We start from the raw sequence: 16,279 nt of genomic DNA on the forward strand, positions 1-16,279 counted from the left end.
GGTGTGTGAAAATACGAAGCTGCGGCAGCGCGTGTGTTTAAGGCGTGTCCCAGAACGACGCGGGCAAGTGATTGGCGTCCGGCATATCGAGCCGATGCAAAGCGCGCACCGCGCCGGTGGCGGCGATCTGGTGGCGGAACCATGTGTCCTGCCGCTTCGCATATTGGCGGGTTTCGTTGATGGATCGTTCAATGGCGATATCGCGCGGCAACCGCCCGCGCATCAATGCGCGCAAGGGGCGGAAGCCTAACGCGTTGGTGATTGGCGCGGTTTCAGCCACGGTGCCCGCGTCAATCTGGTCCTGCAACTGCGCAACCTCATCCATCACACCGCGATCCATCATGTGGTGGAAGCGCAAGGCGCAGCGTTCGCGCAGCCAGTCACGCGGCGGGGTCAGGGCGATGAAATCAAATGTCAAATGCGCGGGCGGCGGTTCCGCCGGGGCGGATTGCCAATCGGCCAGGCTTTTGCCCGTGGCCTCGATCACTTCCCATGCGCGGGTGATGCGTTGCGTGTCATTCATGTGCAGGCGGGCGGCCATCACGGGGTCGCGCCGGGTCAGATCGGCCTGCAATGCGGCCAGCCCTTCGCTGCGAATAATCATGATGGCACGGTTGCGCACAGCCACCGGAACATCGGGCATGGGGGACATGCCGTCGGTCAGGGCCTTCATATAAAATCCGGTGCCACCAACAATGACGGGGGTTTTTCCGTTCAGTGCCGCCTTGGCAATTTCTTCCAGCGCCATTTTGCGCCAGATCTGCGCACTGCAAATCTCCGATGGGGCCAGCGCGGCATAGAGGTGGTGCGGAATGCCCGCTTGTTCATTGGGGTCGGGTTGTGCGCTCAGGCGGGGCAGGGCGTCGTAGACCTGCATGGAATCGGCATTGATGACAACGCCGTTTAATTTTTGCGCAAGCGCAACGGCCAGCGCTGATTTACCGCTGGCCGTGGGTCCGCCGATAATGACGATGCGTTGTTTACTCAACGGGCGTCTCGTCCTTCTCAGTGTCGGTCGTTTCCTCGACCGGAGCGTCCTGTTTCGGGGCCTTCTCGACGCGGTCTTTCTTCTTGTCGGTGGCGGTTGGCTTGCGGTCCAGATCCAGCGCCTCGAAACGCGTATTGCCCTCACGGCTGATCAGCAGAAGGATTTTCTTCCGTTTGCTGTCAATCGCGGCTTGGATCAGTTCAGCCGCATCGCGGGCATCGCTGACCGGCTGTTGGTTGATTTCGATGACAACGTCACCAACCATGAAGCCTTTTTCCGCCGCTTCGGACCCGCGTTTGACGTTGCTGATCATCACGCCGGTCACATCGCTCGGGATATTGAATTCCGTGCGATTTTCACTGCTGATGGCGGAGAAGCTGAGGCCGACGGAATCAACGGCGACGCCCGATCCCTTTTTCTCCGGCGTTTCAAGGCTCTGTTCATCGGAGAGCAGGCCGGTTTCCTCGGCCTTCTCCAATTCACCAACCATCACGTTGGTCTTGTTCATTTTGCCTTCGCGCCAGAATTCAACTTCGACATCTTTGCCAATGTCCGTTTCGGCGACGATGCGGGGCAGGCCGCGCATAGCGGTGACATCCTTGCCATCGAATTTCAGGATGACGTCACCTTGTTTCAATCCGGCTTTTTCCGCCGGGCCGGTCGGGGTTAGGCTGGCGACCAAGGCACCGCCCGTTTTGTCCAGACCCAGGCTTTCGGCAATGTCTTCGGTCACTTCCTGAATGCGCACACCCATCCAGCCACGGCGTGTTTTGCCGTATTTGGCCAGTTGGTCAATCACCGGGCCGGCCAGGTTTGACGGAATGGCAAAGCCAATGCCGATGGACCCGCCTGTCGGGGAATAGATGGCGGTGTTAATGCCGATCACTTCGCCGTTCAAATTGAACATCGGGCCGCCGGAATTGCCGCGGTTGATGGATGCGTCGGTTTGAATGTAATCATCATACGGGCCCGATTGAATGTCGCGGGCGCGGGCGGAGATAATGCCCGTGGTCACCGTGCCACCCAGGCCAAACGGGTTGCCGATGGCGATGATCCAATCACCCACGCGCATTTGTCCGCTGTCGCCGAATTTCACAGCGGTCAGTTTCTTGGTCGTGGTGACTTTCAGCAAGGCCAGATCGGTTTTCTCGTCCTTGCCCAACACTTCGGCGGGCATGGTTGTGTCGTCATGCAGGGTCACGCGCACTTCGTCCGCGTCCTGAATAACGTGGGCGTTGGTGACGACATAGCCCTTTTCCGCATCAACGATAAAGCCGGAGCCGAGCGATGCGGGCGGGGCCATCTGCCCGCCATTCTCACCTTGTTGCTGGCCCATAAATTCTTCGAAGAAATCTTCGAACGGCGATCCCGGCGGGAAGTGCGGCATGTCGGGCATATCTTCGATGACCTGCACACGCTGGGTCGATGAGATGTTGACGACAGCGGGCAATAAGATCTCGACCTCATCCGCCAGACTGGCCGGGCCGTTGAAGGTCGGGGTCTTGACGTTGGGGCTGGCCACACTGCCGGGGCCCGTGGCGAAGGCGGGCGTGGACAAGGCAAGGGCAGTGCCCAGAGCGGTGCCCAGAACGGTGTAAAGAACGGCAAGACGAAGCGTCGTACGCATGGTCATCCTCATCGAATGGGGTGTCAAAAATCCTGCACTAAAATTAGGCGTTGCCGTGCGGCAGGTCAATGGCGAGGGTGGGGCGTATAGAGGGCAAGAATGGGGCGGGGCATTGAAGCCCCTATCCAATCAGCCCCCGGATTATCCATATCAGGCATAATCCGCTGATGGCCATAATCGCACCGAACAGGCGCAGGCGCTGGACGGGCAGCATAATGGCCATAGCCATCATGCGCCGGACCATATCGGGAAACAGGGCATAGACCAGCCCTTCGATCACAAAGATCAAACAGAATGCGGTCAGGATATAGGCCGCAAATTCCATTACGGGGCGTTGTTAAAATAGCGGAAGAACGCGCCGTTCGGGGACAGGATCAATTGCGTTGCCGGATCGCCCAGCGTATTGCGGTACGCTTCCAGCGAACGGGTAAAGGCATAGAAATCCTTATCCTTGTTAAACGCGGAGGCATAGGTCTTGATGGCGGTTTCATCGCCTTTACCGCGAATGATCTGCGCGTCTTTCTCGGCTTCGGCCAACAGGATGGCGCGGTCTTTATCCGCCTTGGACCGGATTTGCAGGGCCAGTTCCTGACCCGTTGCGCGGGTTTCGGTGGCCTTTTCTTTCCGTTCGGTGATCATCCGGCTGACGGTTGATGTGCGCAGCGTGTCGGTCAAATCGGCCTTGGCAATGCGGAAATCGACAATTTCAACGCCGCGATCGGACATGGCCGTGTTCACACGGTCACGAATTTCATTCATCACGGCGGCCCGGCGCGGGGACAGCAATGTGCGCAGCGTGGTTTGGCCCAGCACGTCACGGGTTGCACCCTCCATCACGGCGCGGATGCGCTGTTCTGCGACGTCTTCGGTCACCATACGCTGCAGGAACAGCAGCGGGTCAACGATGCGGTAGCGGGCGAAGGCTTCAACATTGATCGGCTCGCCGCTGATCTCCGTTGTCAGTTTTTCCAAGGCTTCTTTTTGTTCTTCTGAAATCTCCAGATCCTCATCCTTCACGCGCAGCGGGCTGGATTTGTCGGACGACAAGTTCATGCGCTGGGTTTGCGGATCGACGCTGAGGATACGGTTGTCGAAATAGCGCACGTTCTGGATCAGCGGCAGCTTGAAGTGCAAGCCAGCCTCGGAAATCACCCGTTTGGGGTCACCAAACTGCAAAACGATGGCGTGTTCGGTTTCGCGGACCGTAAACACGGACAGGGCCGCGCCCATTACGACGACAGCCAAAGCAATCAAAACACCGGCGTGGGAAGGTTTCATGGTCATTCTATCCTGTGATTACGGTGTAACGGTCGTTTTTGCAGGCACGGCATCCGGCGTGGCGTTGCCAGCGGCTGGTGCAATCCGGTTCAGGGGCAGATACGGCACGACGCCGTCCGATCCGTCCTTGTCCATGATGATTTTCTGCGCGTTTTTCAAAACGGATTCCATCGCTTCGATATACATGCGTTCACGCGTGACATCTTTGCCCTCCAGATACGCGCGATAAACGGAATTAAACCGTTCGGCGTCACCCTCTGCGCGGGAAATGGTGGATTGGCGATAGCCTTCGGCTTCCTGCAACATGCGTTGCGCTTCACCGCGGGCGCGCGGAATAATGTCGTTGCGGTAAATGTTGGCTTCGTTCTGGAACCGCTCGGCGTCCTGCGTGGCGGCAACAACATCTTCAAACGCGTCCAGAACGTCCGGGTGAACCGTGGCTTCCTGAATAACGACTTGTTTGACGGAAATGCCGGACTGATAGGTGTTCAGCGTGTCCTGCATAATTTTTTGGGCCCGGGTCGCCACTTCATTCCGGTTTCCGGTAATGATCGGCTGCATATTCGTCTGGCCGACCACTTCACGCATGGCGCTTTCGGCGACCTTCTTCAATGTTGCGTCCGGGTCCTTGATTTTAAACAGATAATTTTCGGCTTTCTCAATGTTCCACAGAACGACCAGATCCAGATCGACGATGTTGGCATCGGCGGTCAGCATCAGGCTTTCCTCCGGAATGTCGCGCTTGCCTGTGCCTTCACGGCCGACGGCATCGACAAACCCAATTTGCACGCGACGATCAACGGTCACGTTCAGCACGGTGGATTCCTCCACCGGATAGGGCAGGCGGTAGCCAAGGCCCGGTTCCGTTTGCGTCCGTTCCCATGCGCCAAAACGGGTAATGACCGCGTTTTCGCCGGGTGTGACGTAATAAAAGCCGCTGCTGAGCCACAAAGCCGCACCAGCCAGCAGGCCCAGAACGATGAATTTCGTCGGGCCAAAGCCGCCGGGCAAAGCTTGGCGCAGATTGGCCTGCGCTTTTTTCAGGAGTTCTTCCAGATCGGGCGGAATTTCGCCGCCGCCGCCACCGGGGCCGCGCCCTGATCCGCCGCCAGAACCGCCACCCCACGGGTTGCGCGGGCCGCCGCCATTGCCGCCACCACCGGATCCACCGCCGCGGTTACCCCACGGATTTTTATTGGGATTATTGTTATTCGGATCGTTCGGGCCGGGCATGGGCTGGTCCTTTTTTCTGAAAAATCTTGATGCGCTCTAAAAAGCCCTCTAACAATAGCTTTTTTCCGCGGGAAAGCAACCGCAACAGGCACTGAATACGGGTTTGCCATGATTCAGAAGAATATTCCGGAAAACGAAATTTTGAACGCACTGCGCAGCGTGATCGACCCGGCAACGGGCTTGGATCTGGTCGGCGCCAATCGCATTTCTGGATTACAGGTGCGGGGTGGCGATGTGCTGTTCCTGATCCTGATTGACCCGGTGCAAGCGGGCGCGATGGAAGCGGTGCGTATGCAGGCGGAAAAAACCGTTGCCGCGATTGCCGGAGTGAAGAAGGTCACGGCGGTGCTGACCGCCGAACGCGAAGGCCCCGCGCCGTCGATGAAAAAGGGCCCGGCCCCTTTGCGCGAAAAATTGCCGATCAAACACATTATTGCCGTGGCGTCGGGCAAGGGCGGTGTGGGCAAATCCACCGTCGCGGTCAATCTGGCCGTTGCCTTGGCGATGGATGGGTTGAAGGTCGGGTTGATGGATGCCGATATTTACGGCCCCAGCGTGCCGATGATGCTGGGCCTGCAAAATGCGCCGCGCCCGGTGGTGGATGCCGATACGAAAAAATTGATCCCGCATGTGGCACACGGCGTCAAGGCCATGTCGATGGGCATGCTGGTCGATGCGTCATCACCGATGATCTGGCGCGGGCCCATGATCCAATCCGCCATTCGCCAGTTTTTGGAAGATGTCGACTGGGCGGGCAGTGATGATGAACTGGATGTTCTGGTTGTCGATATGCCGCCGGGCACCGGCGATGCACAACTCACGTTGGCGCAGAAAGTGCCGCTGTCTGGCGCGGTGATTGTTTCAACACCGCAGGACATCGCTTTGATCGACGCGCGCAAGGGTATTGCGATGTTCGAGAAGGTCGGTGTGAAGGTTCTGGGGCTGGTCGAAAACATGTCCTATTTCTGCTGCCCCGGCTGCAACACCCGCACCGATATTTTCGGCCATGGCGGCGCTCGGGCGGAAGCCGCAAAAATGAATGTGCCGTTGCTCGCGGAAATTCCGTTGCAGGCCGAAATTCGGATGCTGTCGGATGCGGGAACGCCCGTGGTGTCCGCGCGGCCCGATTTGGCCGAGGCGCAAAGCTATCGCGCGTTGGCGCGGGACGTTATGGCGTCAATTGCGCTCGAGCGTCAGGATGACACAAGACGGGTTGCCGGGTAATTCGGTGCGTGCCGTTTCCGTCCACTCATCCATATTGATGGCGGGGAAGAACGCATCGCCTTCGGGTTCCAGATCGACAATCGTCAGATACAGGCGCTGAATGCGCGGCATGGCGGCGTCGTAAATCTGGCCGCCGCCAATCACGAACACTTCGTCCACATTGCGGCGGTGCGCGTCATTGATCGCATCGTTAATCGCGGCATCGATGGTGAAGGCCATCATGGGTGGGTTCTTGCCGTCGCGGTGCGCGGCGGGGAAACGGTAATCGCGGTTGGATGTGACCACAATGTTGGTGCGTCCCGGCAACGGGCGGCCCAAACTTTCATACGTCATGCGCCCCATCACGACGGGCTTGCCCGATGTGACGGATTTGAAATGGTGCATATCGCCGGGAATGTGCCACGGCAATGCGTTGTCGCGCCCGATCACGCGGTTTTTGGCCATGGCCGCGATGGCGCAGATAACAGGGTCGTTGTTCATATAATTTTAAACCGCGATGGGGGCTTTGATGGAGGGGTGGGCTTGGTATCCGACCAGTTCGAAATCTTCGAATTTGAAATCAAAGATATTCGTGACATGCGGGTTCATGTGCATTTCCGGCAAGGGGAAGGCGTCGCGTGACAATTGCAGTTTTGCCTGTTCGATATGGTTGGAATATAAATGCGCATCACCCAGCGTGTGAATAAATTCGCCGGGTTTCAGTCCACACACCTGCGCGATCATCATGGTCAGCAGGGCGTAGGACGCAATGTTAAACGGAACGCCCAGGAAAATATCCGCGCTGCGTTGATAGAGTTGGCAGGACAGTTTTCCATCCGCGACATAAAACTGGAACAGGCAATGGCACGGCGGCAACGCCATCTTGCCAATCTCCGCCACGTTCCATGCGGACACGATCAAACGGCGGGAATCCGGGTTGGTTTTGATCTGGTGGATCAGGTTTGAAATCTGGTCGATATGGTGGCCGTCAGGGGTGGGCCAGCTGCGCCATTGGTGGCCGTAAACGGGGCCCAGTTCGCCATCTTCATCGGCCCATTCGTCCCAGATGGAAACGCCATTATCCTTCAGGTACTTGATGTTGGTATCGCCCTGCAGGAACCACAGCAATTCATGGATGATGGATTTTAAATGCAGTTTCTTCGTCGTGACCACCGGGAATCCCTCGGCCAGGTCGAAGCGCATTTGATGACCGAACACGCTGAGCGTTCCGGTGCCGGTGCGGTCTTCCTTCTTCGCGCCTGTTTCCAAAACGCGGGTCATCAAATCGTGATATTGCTGCATGATTAAATCCTCGTCCTTTCAACATGGGGCATGGGGGGCAAAACGGCAAGGTTTTGCCCCGTTTTCGCCCATGAAAGCTGGGGACTTTAGTATTTCAGGATCGCCGGGGGCATCATGTTCCGGTGCAGGTTGGACGGTTCCGGCAACTCATCAATGCTCCAGGCCAGATTCCAGTTTTTGTCCTGCTGGGTATAGGCCGCGACAAATTTGGACAACAACACGGTGTCACCGGCTTTGATATCTAGGGATGCGGGCAGGTCCAGTTGCGTCGTATCGCCTTGTTTCATATAGGGATAGACAATATCAAATTCCATAAAATGCGGTGCAGCTTCGTTGGCGACGCAGTTGAATGTGACGCGCATCGTATCGGGCTGGGTCGGGTGCGGTGTGACGGATTGGGCGATAATCATGGAGTGTCTCCGTTTGAAGGGTGTCTGGTCGGGTTATAGGCCGGCCGTAATGCAAATGCAAATCATTCTTATTTGGTTGGTTTGGGGCTGTTTTTCGGGAAATGATTGAAAAATCGGGGGTTTGCCTTATACTTATATGTGCCGGGTTCGCCCGGCTATGAGGCTAAACGCCGTTCGAAATAAGCGACGTGGACCCGGGGGCAGTGCCCGGCAGCTCCACCAGAATTCGTAGTTAACGAGCGGAGCGAGTGTTACGAGAATTCTGTCCCCCGAAGCCTTGGCGAAGGGGGACGGAACTGAGCAAAAAGATACAGCCACCCTTCGCCAAGGCTTCGGGCGGCGCTCAGAATTCTCAAGTTCGCTTCGCTCACAAGCGAATTCTGGCGGGGCTGAAACAGGATCGACACGCGTGGTAAAGGGATGGTTTGTCTTCGGCATGGTACCGCCGTTATCGGGCTATTTTATATTTGCAAACGACAACTTCGTCGTAGCGAATGATAACACCTTCACGGGTGATATCGCTATCGCTGCCTAATTTATTAGGTAGTTGTAGTTAGTAGCTGCAAATCAATCCCTGTCGTCTAGACAACGGCAGGTGGGGCTTGGGCCGAGCCTCGCAACAGAATCGGCCCACTTTTCTTCTTTTCGGGATCGGTAAAATTTTGATGGTGCGCGTGTTTATCGCGCGCCACACGATCTTTCGCGTAAGGAGGTCATCATGACAGCACGAAAATTATCCAGCGGTAAAATCAAGGATCTGCGCGCGCGCCGCCGTGCGCCACTGGCAACGCCGACCAGTCTGGACCCGCAGACGGTTACTGAAATTGCGGGGGCGATGAACGGGCTTTTGGCCGATGTTTATACGCTCTATTTCAAAACCAAAAATTTCCACTGGCATATCAGCGGACCGCATTTCCGCGAATATCATCTTCTGCTCGACGAACAGGCGGCGGAAATTTTGAACATGACGGACGTGGTGGCGGAACGCGTGCGCAAGATTGGCGCGGGGACGCTAAAATCCCTGAACCAGATTGTTCAGCAGCAACGCCTGTTTGAAAACGAGGCCGATTTTGTCGACCCCAGCGACATGCTGGCCGAATTGCGCGATGACAATCTGGCCTTGATCCAGTCCATGCGCGAGATTCACGATCTGGTCGCCGAAAAAGAAGATGTGGCGACGGCCAGCCTGATCGAAGTCTGGATTGATGAGGCGGAACGGCGCGTCTGGTTCCTGTTTGAAACGGGACGGGCCGCGTAACCTGAGCATTGGGCCTGAAACCCCCGCCCCCTCTTCGGGCGGGGTGTTTATTTGGGGGATTTTGCAAACCCGGCCAATGGGTTATAAATAAACCCATGACACAGATATCCAAAAAATCATTTTCATCCTCTCTTCTTATCTCAATCGCGGCCTGTTTATGGGTGGTTGCGCTGGTGGCGTCGCTGGCGCTGGGCGGTGATGACATTTTGATGCGCATGGGCGCGGTGGGGGCGGCGGCGTTATCGGCGGGTTTGGTTTTGTGCGCGGCGCGCCCCGTGTCGTGGCCCTCGGGTGTCATTCTGCCCGCTCTGGCGCTCAGTGCGGTTTGGGTTGCGGCCAGTGTGCTGTGGTCCGATGCGCGGGCGATCACCATTATGATGGTGCCGACCTTTCTGGTTTTTCCGCTTTTGACCATCGCTGTGGCCGCGTTGCGGTGCGATGATCTACTCCGTTTTATTCGCGTGGCCGGCGCGGGTGGCTTTGCGGTGATTGCGGCGCTGTGCGTGTGGGCGCTGGTGCAATATTATGCGCTGCCGGACATGTTGGTCGCGGGGCAGGTGCGCGAACCCTTCGCCAACCCCAATGCCTACGCGTCGTTTTTGAACTGCGCCATTTTCGCCGCGCTGGCCGTGGCCTTCGTCGCGGCGGGGCGCGTGCGGATGATGGCATGGGGTCTAATCGCGCTGATCCTGATTGCGCAGGCGACGATCAGCAGCCGGGGCGGTTTGTTCGTGTTGATGGGCGGCATAGTTGTTTTGACATTGCTGGAGCCGCGCATGATACGCGCGCAGATTAAACCGCTTCTGGCCTGCATCGGCGCGGGCGTGGCGGGGTTGATCGCGACGTTGATCTTCGCCCAGGATGGGCAAGCCACCATGTTCAGCCGCATGGCGAACATTGCCGATCATCCGGATAATTTTATTCTGGGCCGCACCGCCATCTGGGATGCGGCGGTGGGCATTGTGGCGCGTTACCCCATTCTGGGGACGGGCTATGGCACGTTCTTCCTGCACTACCCCTATGTGCGCACGCCGGTGGATGAATGGTCCGGCGGGTTTATGGCGCATAATGATTATCTGCAAATCCTGATCGAAACGGGTCCGGTGGGCGTGGTGGTCATGGCCGTTATTCTGGCCGCTGCCGTTATGGCGATGGTGCGGATGCGCAAAACCCAAAGCGGTGATGGGCAACGCGTTGTGGCGTCGGTTTTGTTCTGTGGTGTCGGTGCGGTTGTGGCGCACGCTATCTTTGATTTTCCGTTTTATACGCTGCCAATCATGCTGGTCTTGCCGCTGATGATGGCGGTGTGGATGGTGTGTGCATCAGGGTCTGATGCGCCACGTCGTTCTGCCCTATTCGGGCACCGTTATGCCGATCTGGCTTTGGTTGTTGCGTTGGTTGCGGGCATGGGCGTGTGGGCGCAGACGATGCTGGGCGAGCGGGCGCTGGTCACGGCGGAACGCCTGTTCCAGCAGGATGATGTGAATGGTTTCGCCGCCAAGGTGAATGAAGGCCACAGCATCGGCATGGGCATGAATGACCGGTCCTATGCCATGGCGGCGCGCATTCCGATGGGTATTATCGTGGGCAAAGGATCGCGCATCAATGATGCGGAGAAACAGGCGCTGGTGGCACAGGCGGATAATTTGCTGACCGCGGCGCAGCGCCATAATCCGTTCCGTCCGGGGTACTATATGCAGCAGGCCGAACTGGCCACGATGGCCGGGACACACTGGCCATCATGGATGCCGGATGCGGAGGCGTTGTTGCGTCATGCCCTCACCATCGATCCGCGTTATCTGCCCGCGCGCAAACGTCTGGCCGTGTTTTTGGCCCAGAACAAGCGCGGGGATGAGGCGTATGAGGTTTTGAAGCAAGGCCTCGACCGCGTCTATCTGGACCGGGTGGGCGAGGCGATCGAATATTATGACGACGTTCTGGCCATGGCCGATAAACGTGGGGAGGGGGATGACCCCTTAATCCAGCGGGCCCGGGCGGAGCAGGTGCGGGCGCAGGCCGTCCAGAGCCGGGCTATCCGTAAGAGTATGGCCCGAAAAGCCGCGGAATAACTTGTCCACAGCATAGTAGGCAGGTTCCGGGGCGGGCGCTGGCCAGCCGAATCCCGATATGTCACAAAGGGGAGAAGGGGCGATTCGCCCCGCTTTGCCCTATGGGGTAGGGTTCGTTCCAGATTTTTCCGCCGACAGGCCAGAGATTCAATATGAAAGACGACGATATCCTGCGATACGACAGAATGGTCGAAGGTGCCCTGCGCGGCGTCGTGCGCCAGGCCATCCAAGAGGTTGTGGGTGAAGTGGCCGAAGATGGCCGCCTGCCGGGTGATCACCATTTCTATATCACCTTCATGACCGATTATCCGGGCGTGAAGATTCCGGATTATCTGCGTGAACGTTATCCGGGTGAAATGACCATCGTTTTGCAATACCAGTTCTATGATCTGGGTATTATCGAAGATAAAAACGGCGGCCGTATTACCGTGACGTTGTCGTTCAACAATGTTCCGGAACGTCTGGAAATTCCGTTGGCGGCGATCAGCATTTTCGCCGACCCGTCGGTGAACTTCGCCCTGCAATTCCAACCGCTGGGCGACGATGATGGTCCGGACATGGACCCGGGCGATGATTTCGAGGACGACGATACGTCCAGCCGCAGCGGCAGCAACGGTGAAAAAACCGGTGAAGTCGTCTCGCTCGACAAATTCCGCAAGAAAGACACGTAAGGTCTGTTCCCATGGCTCTTGACCTCTCTTTGCTCTGGGACGATTCCATCGACCCAGCGGTCGAACCGCGCCGCATTCTGATTACGCGCGGCGAATTTATCGATACCGCGCGCGAAGATCGTAAGGTGCCGTGGAAAATTTATTACCCCACCGATGATGCGGGCGAGCCCTTGCCCGTTGTGATCTGGTCCCACGGTCTGGGCGGCAGCCGCGATGGTGCGGGCTTTATCAGCCGCTTTGTATCGTCCCATGGCTATATCGTCGTGCATGTCCAGCACAGGGGAACGGATTCATCCCTGTGGGAAGGCCAGCCGGGGCATCCGTGGGATGCCATTCGCCGTGCGACCATTGCCCGCGAAACCGTATTGAACCGCTATCGCGATATTCCGTTCGCGCTCGACCAGTTGATGGTGTGGGCCAAGGACAATCCCGATATCGGCGCGCGCATGGATTTTTCACGCATCGGCATGTCGGGCCATTCCTTCGGCGGCGGTACGACGCAAATCATGGCCGGGCAAAAACTGGATGAAGGTGATGGGTTGTACGATATGCGCGAACCGCGCTTCACCGCCGGTATTGTGTACAGCCCGGTGCCCAGTTCAATCCGCACATTGGCCAGCCCGGTTGATGGAAATGATCGCGCGGCGATTTACCGCGACATCGCCATTCCCCTGCTGATGATGAGCGGCACGGCCGATGAAAGCCCGATTGAGGGCTTTGGCTATGAAACGCGGATGGAGGTGTTTGAACTGTCCGGTGGGCCGGATCAAAATATGCTCATGCTCAATGGCGGCGATCATATGGTCTATAACGGCAGCCGCGGCCAATTGGGTGATAACCCGTTGCGCGAACCGCATGAGACCATCATCAAGGTGGCCAGCCTGGCATGGTGGGATGCGTATTTGAAAGGCGACCGCGCCGCGCATGATTGGGTGATTGGTGGCGGGTTGGCGCGCTGGATGGATGATCTGGGGACGCTCACGCATCGGCCTTAGGCGATATCTGTTTGATATTCCGTTGGATCTTGCCATGAAATCGGCTGATTCTGCCATGATTTCACCCCATATTTCCGCTATCCTTTTCTGACTAAAAAAACGATTCGGCGTTATGGAAGGTTTTTGTGAGCGTAAACAGCCCCAAAAGACGACGATTTAAATTTGTTCTGATCACGTTGCTGGTTCTGGTCGCAATTGGCGCCGGGGCATGGTTTGCGTGGAAAGCCCCCGCCAGTAAAAATCCCGCCGCCACCATGATGACGGTGCAGGTGCAAACCACAACGGTCGATGATGTCGTGACGGCGCAGGGTAAATTGGAACCGCGCGATTATGTTGATGTTGGCGCACAGGTGTCCGGCCAGTTGGAAAAAATCCATTTTGAATTGGGCGATGTTGTGAAGGCTGGCGATCTGCTGGCCGAAATCGATCCCGAAGTGTATGAAACCCGTGTCGAGGCGGATCAGGCCCGCCTGAAAACACTGGCGGCCCAGCGTCTGCAACAAGAAGCCAGCGTTTTACAGGCCCAGCAGAAATTCGACCGCAACAAAAAGCTGGTGAAGGCCAAAGCCGTCAGCCAAGAAAATTTTCAGGATGCGGAAACCGCATTAGCCATCGCCCAGGCGCAATTGGCGGCCCTCGATGCGCAAATTGCCGAAGCGCAATCGACGTTGGAAGGTGATCAGGCAAATCTGGGCTACACGAAAATTTATGCCCCGATGGATGGCACCGTCGTGGTGCAAAGCGTGCAGGAAGGCCAGACCCTGAACGCCAGCCAACAGGCCCCGACCTTGGTGCAATTGGCCAATCTGGATACCATGACCGTGCGGGCGCAGGTGGCCGAGGCCGATATTATGCGCCTGAAGGCCGATATGCCGGTATCGTTTACGACATTGGGGTCGCAAGGGCGCACATGGACCGGCATCGTCCGCCAGATTTTGCCCAGCCCCGAAACCATCAACGATGTTGTTCTCTATAACGTCCTTGTCGATGTTGATAACAAGGATCGCCAGTTGATGACGGGGATGAGCACGCAAATGTTCTTCGAAATCAACAAGGCGGAAAACGTTCTGGCGTTGCCAGTGTCAGCCTTGGGCAAACGTGTGCCGGATCAGGACGGGGAGGGCACGTTGGCCTATTCCGTGCGTGTGGTGCAGGGGCGCAAGATCGAAGACCGCGTCGTCCAGATCGGTTTGATGAACCGCACGATGGCCGAAGTAAAATCCGGCCTGTCCGCCGGAAATGAAGTCGCCCTGCCGCTGGCGGTCACATCATCATCGTCCGGTGGTGGTTTCCGTGGCGGGCCGCGTCTATGAGCGAGCCGCTGCTGCAGCTTTCGGGCCTGAGCCGCGTGTATGAAAGCGGCGACAGCGTCGTCCGGGCGCTGGACCATATCGATCTGACCATCCATGCCGGGGAATTCGTTGCCATTATGGGGCAATCCGGGTCCGGCAAATCCACGTTGATGAATATTCTCGGCTGCCTCGACCGTTCGACGGGCGGCACGTACCATGTGTTGGGGCGCGATGCGTCGGTGCTGGATGCCGACGAACTGGCGGCGTTGCGCCGTGATACGTTCGGATTTGTGTTTCAGCGTTATAATTTGCTCGCCACGGCCAGCGCGGCGGAGAATGTCGAAATCCCGGCCATCTATGCCGGTTTAAGCGTGGCGGATCGCCGTGCGCGGGCACAGGAATTATTGTCCCGGCTGGGATTGGGTGATCGGGCCGATCACCGTCCGTCGCAATTATCGGGTGGACAGCAACAGCGTGTGGCGGTGGCCCGCGCGTTGATGAACAACCCGCCCGTCATTCTGGCCGATGAACCCACGGGCGCATTGGATTCCAAAAGCGGGGCCGAGGTGATGGACCTGCTCAAATCCCTGCATGCCGAAGGGCGCACGGTGATTTTGATTACGCACGATGAAAAGGTGGCCGCCCACGCCAAACGCATCATCCGCATCAGCGATGGAAAAATCACGGATGACAGCGGCAATGGCAAGGATGGCGTCACGGCCATTGCCCCGCATGTGGATCGTAATGCGCATGCCAGCGTGATGGCCGATATCATGGAATCAACCAAAACGGCGCTGCGGTCACTGCGCGTCAATTTGTTCCGTACGGCGCTAACCTTGCTGGGCATCGTGATCGGTGTCGCCGCCGTTGTCACCATGCTGGCCATCGGGCAGGGCAGCAAGCAAAAGGTGCTGGATCAGATCGGGGCGATGGGTACCAATCTGCTGAACATCCGCCCCGGCGCGCCGGGTGTGCGCAGCAGTGGGGATAACGCATCCCTGAGCGTTGATGATGCCATGGCGTTGATGGGCCTGCCCAATGTCGATGTGGTTGTGCCGGAACGGTCGGGCCGGGCGACGTTGCGTTTTGGCAACATTGATTACTCCACAACGGTGCAGGGCGTGGGCGATGGGTTCCCATTGGCGCGGGATTGGCCGGTGGCGAACGGCGCATTTTTTATGGACCGTGATGTGTCCACCTATGCCCCGGTTTTGGTGTTGGGTAAAACCGTTTCCGATATTTTATTCCCCGGCGGGGATGATCCGGTTGGGCGCTATGTTCTGGTTGGCAATATTCCGTTCCAGGTGATTGGCGTGATGGGGTCCAAGGGCGCGGCCCCGTGGGGCGGGGATCAGGATGATGCCGTGTTCGTGCCCTATACCACGGGCATGATCCGTCTGTTCGGGCAAAACTTCCTGAACAGCATTACCATCCGCGTTGGTGACATCGGGCTGATGGAACAGACCGAGGCCGCCATTGGGCAAGTCCTGATGCAGCGTCACGGCACCGAAGATTACCGCATTCGCAATACGGCCTCGATTCTGGCGGCGGCGACGGAAACGCAAAATACGCTGACCGTTCTGCTGGGCACGGTGGCGGCGATTTCGTTGCTGGTCGGCGGCATCGGTGTCATGAACATCATGCTGGTCAGTGTGACCGAGCGCACGCGTGAAATCGGCATCCGCATGGCCACGGGCGCGCGCCGCCGCGATATCATGCTGCAATTCAACACCGAAGCCGCCGTGGTGTGCGCTGTCGGCGGTGTGCTGGGCCTGCTGGGTGGGTTTTTGGCCGGGTGGATTGCATCTTTGTTTCATGTCACGGTGATTTTCACGGTGGCACCGGCGGTTTTGGCGTTTACCTGTGCCTTTGTGACGGGCGTGTTGTTTGGGTACCTGCCCGCGCGCAAGGCCGCATGGCTGGACCCCGTCGTGGCCCTCAGTTCGGAGTGAG

Annotated in this window: 15 protein-coding genes; 7 read left to right on the plus strand and 8 right to left on the minus strand. The window is 57.8% G+C overall.

Annotated features, from left to right (window positions below; genetic code table 11):
- Positions 1 to 37: 37 nt before the first annotated feature.
- From miaA to hflK, 5 genes are all read right to left on the minus strand, one after another.
- A complete protein-coding gene (miaA, locus tag ACSC94_RS00115; protein ID WP_435641051.1) occupies positions 38 to 988 on the minus strand; it encodes a tRNA (adenosine(37)-N6)-dimethylallyltransferase MiaA in 951 nt (316 codons plus the stop codon).
- Complete coding sequence (locus ACSC94_RS00120) at positions 981 to 2,615, minus strand: DegQ family serine endoprotease (RefSeq protein WP_435641052.1); 1,635 nt, start codon at positions 2,613 to 2,615, stop codon at positions 981 to 983. The genes miaA and ACSC94_RS00120 overlap by 8 nt, the downstream gene beginning before the upstream one ends.
- 121 nt (positions 2,616 to 2,736) lie before the next feature.
- On the minus strand, positions 2,737 to 2,940 hold the full coding sequence (locus tag ACSC94_RS00125; protein WP_435641053.1) for a DUF2065 domain-containing protein: 204 nt from the start codon (positions 2,938 to 2,940) through the stop codon (positions 2,737 to 2,739).
- A complete protein-coding gene (gene hflC, locus ACSC94_RS00130) occupies positions 2,940 to 3,899 on the minus strand; it encodes a protease modulator HflC (RefSeq protein WP_435641054.1) in 960 nt (319 codons plus the stop codon). Before hflC ends, ACSC94_RS00125 begins: the two co-directional genes overlap by 1 nt.
- A 12-nt stretch (positions 3,900 to 3,911) precedes the next feature.
- Entirely contained in the window at positions 3,912 to 5,126 is a 1,215-nt protein-coding gene (gene hflK, locus ACSC94_RS00135; RefSeq protein WP_435641055.1) for an FtsH protease activity modulator HflK, read from the minus strand.
- 108 nt (positions 5,127 to 5,234) lie between these two features.
- Here hflK and ACSC94_RS00140 point away from each other — a divergent pair, with 108 nt between their 5' ends.
- Entirely contained in the window at positions 5,235 to 6,350 is a 1,116-nt protein-coding gene (locus ACSC94_RS00140) for an Mrp/NBP35 family ATP-binding protein (protein WP_435641056.1), read from the plus strand.
- On the opposite strand, the gene ACSC94_RS00145 is transcribed toward ACSC94_RS00140, so the two are convergent.
- From ACSC94_RS00145 to ACSC94_RS00155, 3 genes are all read right to left on the minus strand, one after another.
- Positions 6,303 to 6,830, minus strand: coding sequence for a dihydrofolate reductase (locus ACSC94_RS00145; protein ID WP_435641057.1), 528 nt, complete (start codon positions 6,828 to 6,830; stop codon positions 6,303 to 6,305). The two genes, ACSC94_RS00140 and ACSC94_RS00145, sit on opposite strands and share 48 nt — an antisense overlap.
- A gap of 6 nt (positions 6,831 to 6,836) precedes the next feature.
- Positions 6,837 to 7,631, minus strand: coding sequence for a thymidylate synthase (locus tag ACSC94_RS00150; RefSeq protein ID WP_435641058.1), 795 nt, complete (start codon positions 7,629 to 7,631; stop codon positions 6,837 to 6,839).
- An 86-nt stretch (positions 7,632 to 7,717) separates the two neighbouring features.
- A complete protein-coding gene (locus ACSC94_RS00155) occupies positions 7,718 to 8,041 on the minus strand; it encodes a hypothetical protein (protein WP_435641059.1) in 324 nt (107 codons plus the stop codon).
- A gap of 718 nt (positions 8,042 to 8,759) precedes the next feature.
- Here ACSC94_RS00155 and ACSC94_RS00160 point away from each other — a divergent pair.
- From ACSC94_RS00160 to ACSC94_RS00185, 6 genes are all read left to right on the plus strand, one after another.
- Entirely contained in the window at positions 8,760 to 9,299 is a 540-nt protein-coding gene (locus tag ACSC94_RS00160; RefSeq protein ID WP_435641060.1) for a Dps family protein, read from the plus strand.
- Between the two features lie 95 nt (positions 9,300 to 9,394).
- Entirely contained in the window at positions 9,395 to 11,368 is a 1,974-nt protein-coding gene (locus ACSC94_RS00165) for an O-antigen ligase family protein (protein ID WP_435641061.1), read from the plus strand.
- Positions 11,369 to 11,520: 152 nt separating this feature from the next.
- Positions 11,521 to 12,039, plus strand: a complete 519-nt coding sequence (locus ACSC94_RS00170; protein WP_435641062.1) for an SspB family protein — start codon at positions 11,521 to 11,523, stop codon at positions 12,037 to 12,039.
- Between the two features lie 11 nt (positions 12,040 to 12,050).
- Positions 12,051 to 13,034, plus strand: a complete 984-nt coding sequence (locus tag ACSC94_RS00175; RefSeq protein ID WP_435641063.1) for an alpha/beta hydrolase family protein — start codon at positions 12,051 to 12,053, stop codon at positions 13,032 to 13,034.
- 125 nt (positions 13,035 to 13,159) lie between these two features.
- The gene (locus ACSC94_RS00180) at positions 13,160 to 14,347 is read left to right on the plus strand and encodes an efflux RND transporter periplasmic adaptor subunit (RefSeq protein ID WP_435641064.1); all 1,188 of its coding nucleotides are present in this window, start codon (positions 13,160 to 13,162) and stop codon (positions 14,345 to 14,347) included.
- Complete coding sequence (locus ACSC94_RS00185) at positions 14,344 to 16,278, plus strand: MacB family efflux pump subunit (RefSeq protein WP_435641065.1); 1,935 nt, start codon at positions 14,344 to 14,346, stop codon at positions 16,276 to 16,278. Before ACSC94_RS00180 ends, ACSC94_RS00185 begins: the two co-directional genes overlap by 4 nt.
- Position 16,279: the final 1 nt, after the last annotated feature.

The sequence above is a fragment of the Micavibrio aeruginosavorus genome (assembly GCF_051245535.1).
Classification (GTDB): Bacteria; Pseudomonadota; Alphaproteobacteria; order Micavibrionales; family Micavibrionaceae; genus Micavibrio; species Micavibrio aeruginosavorus_D.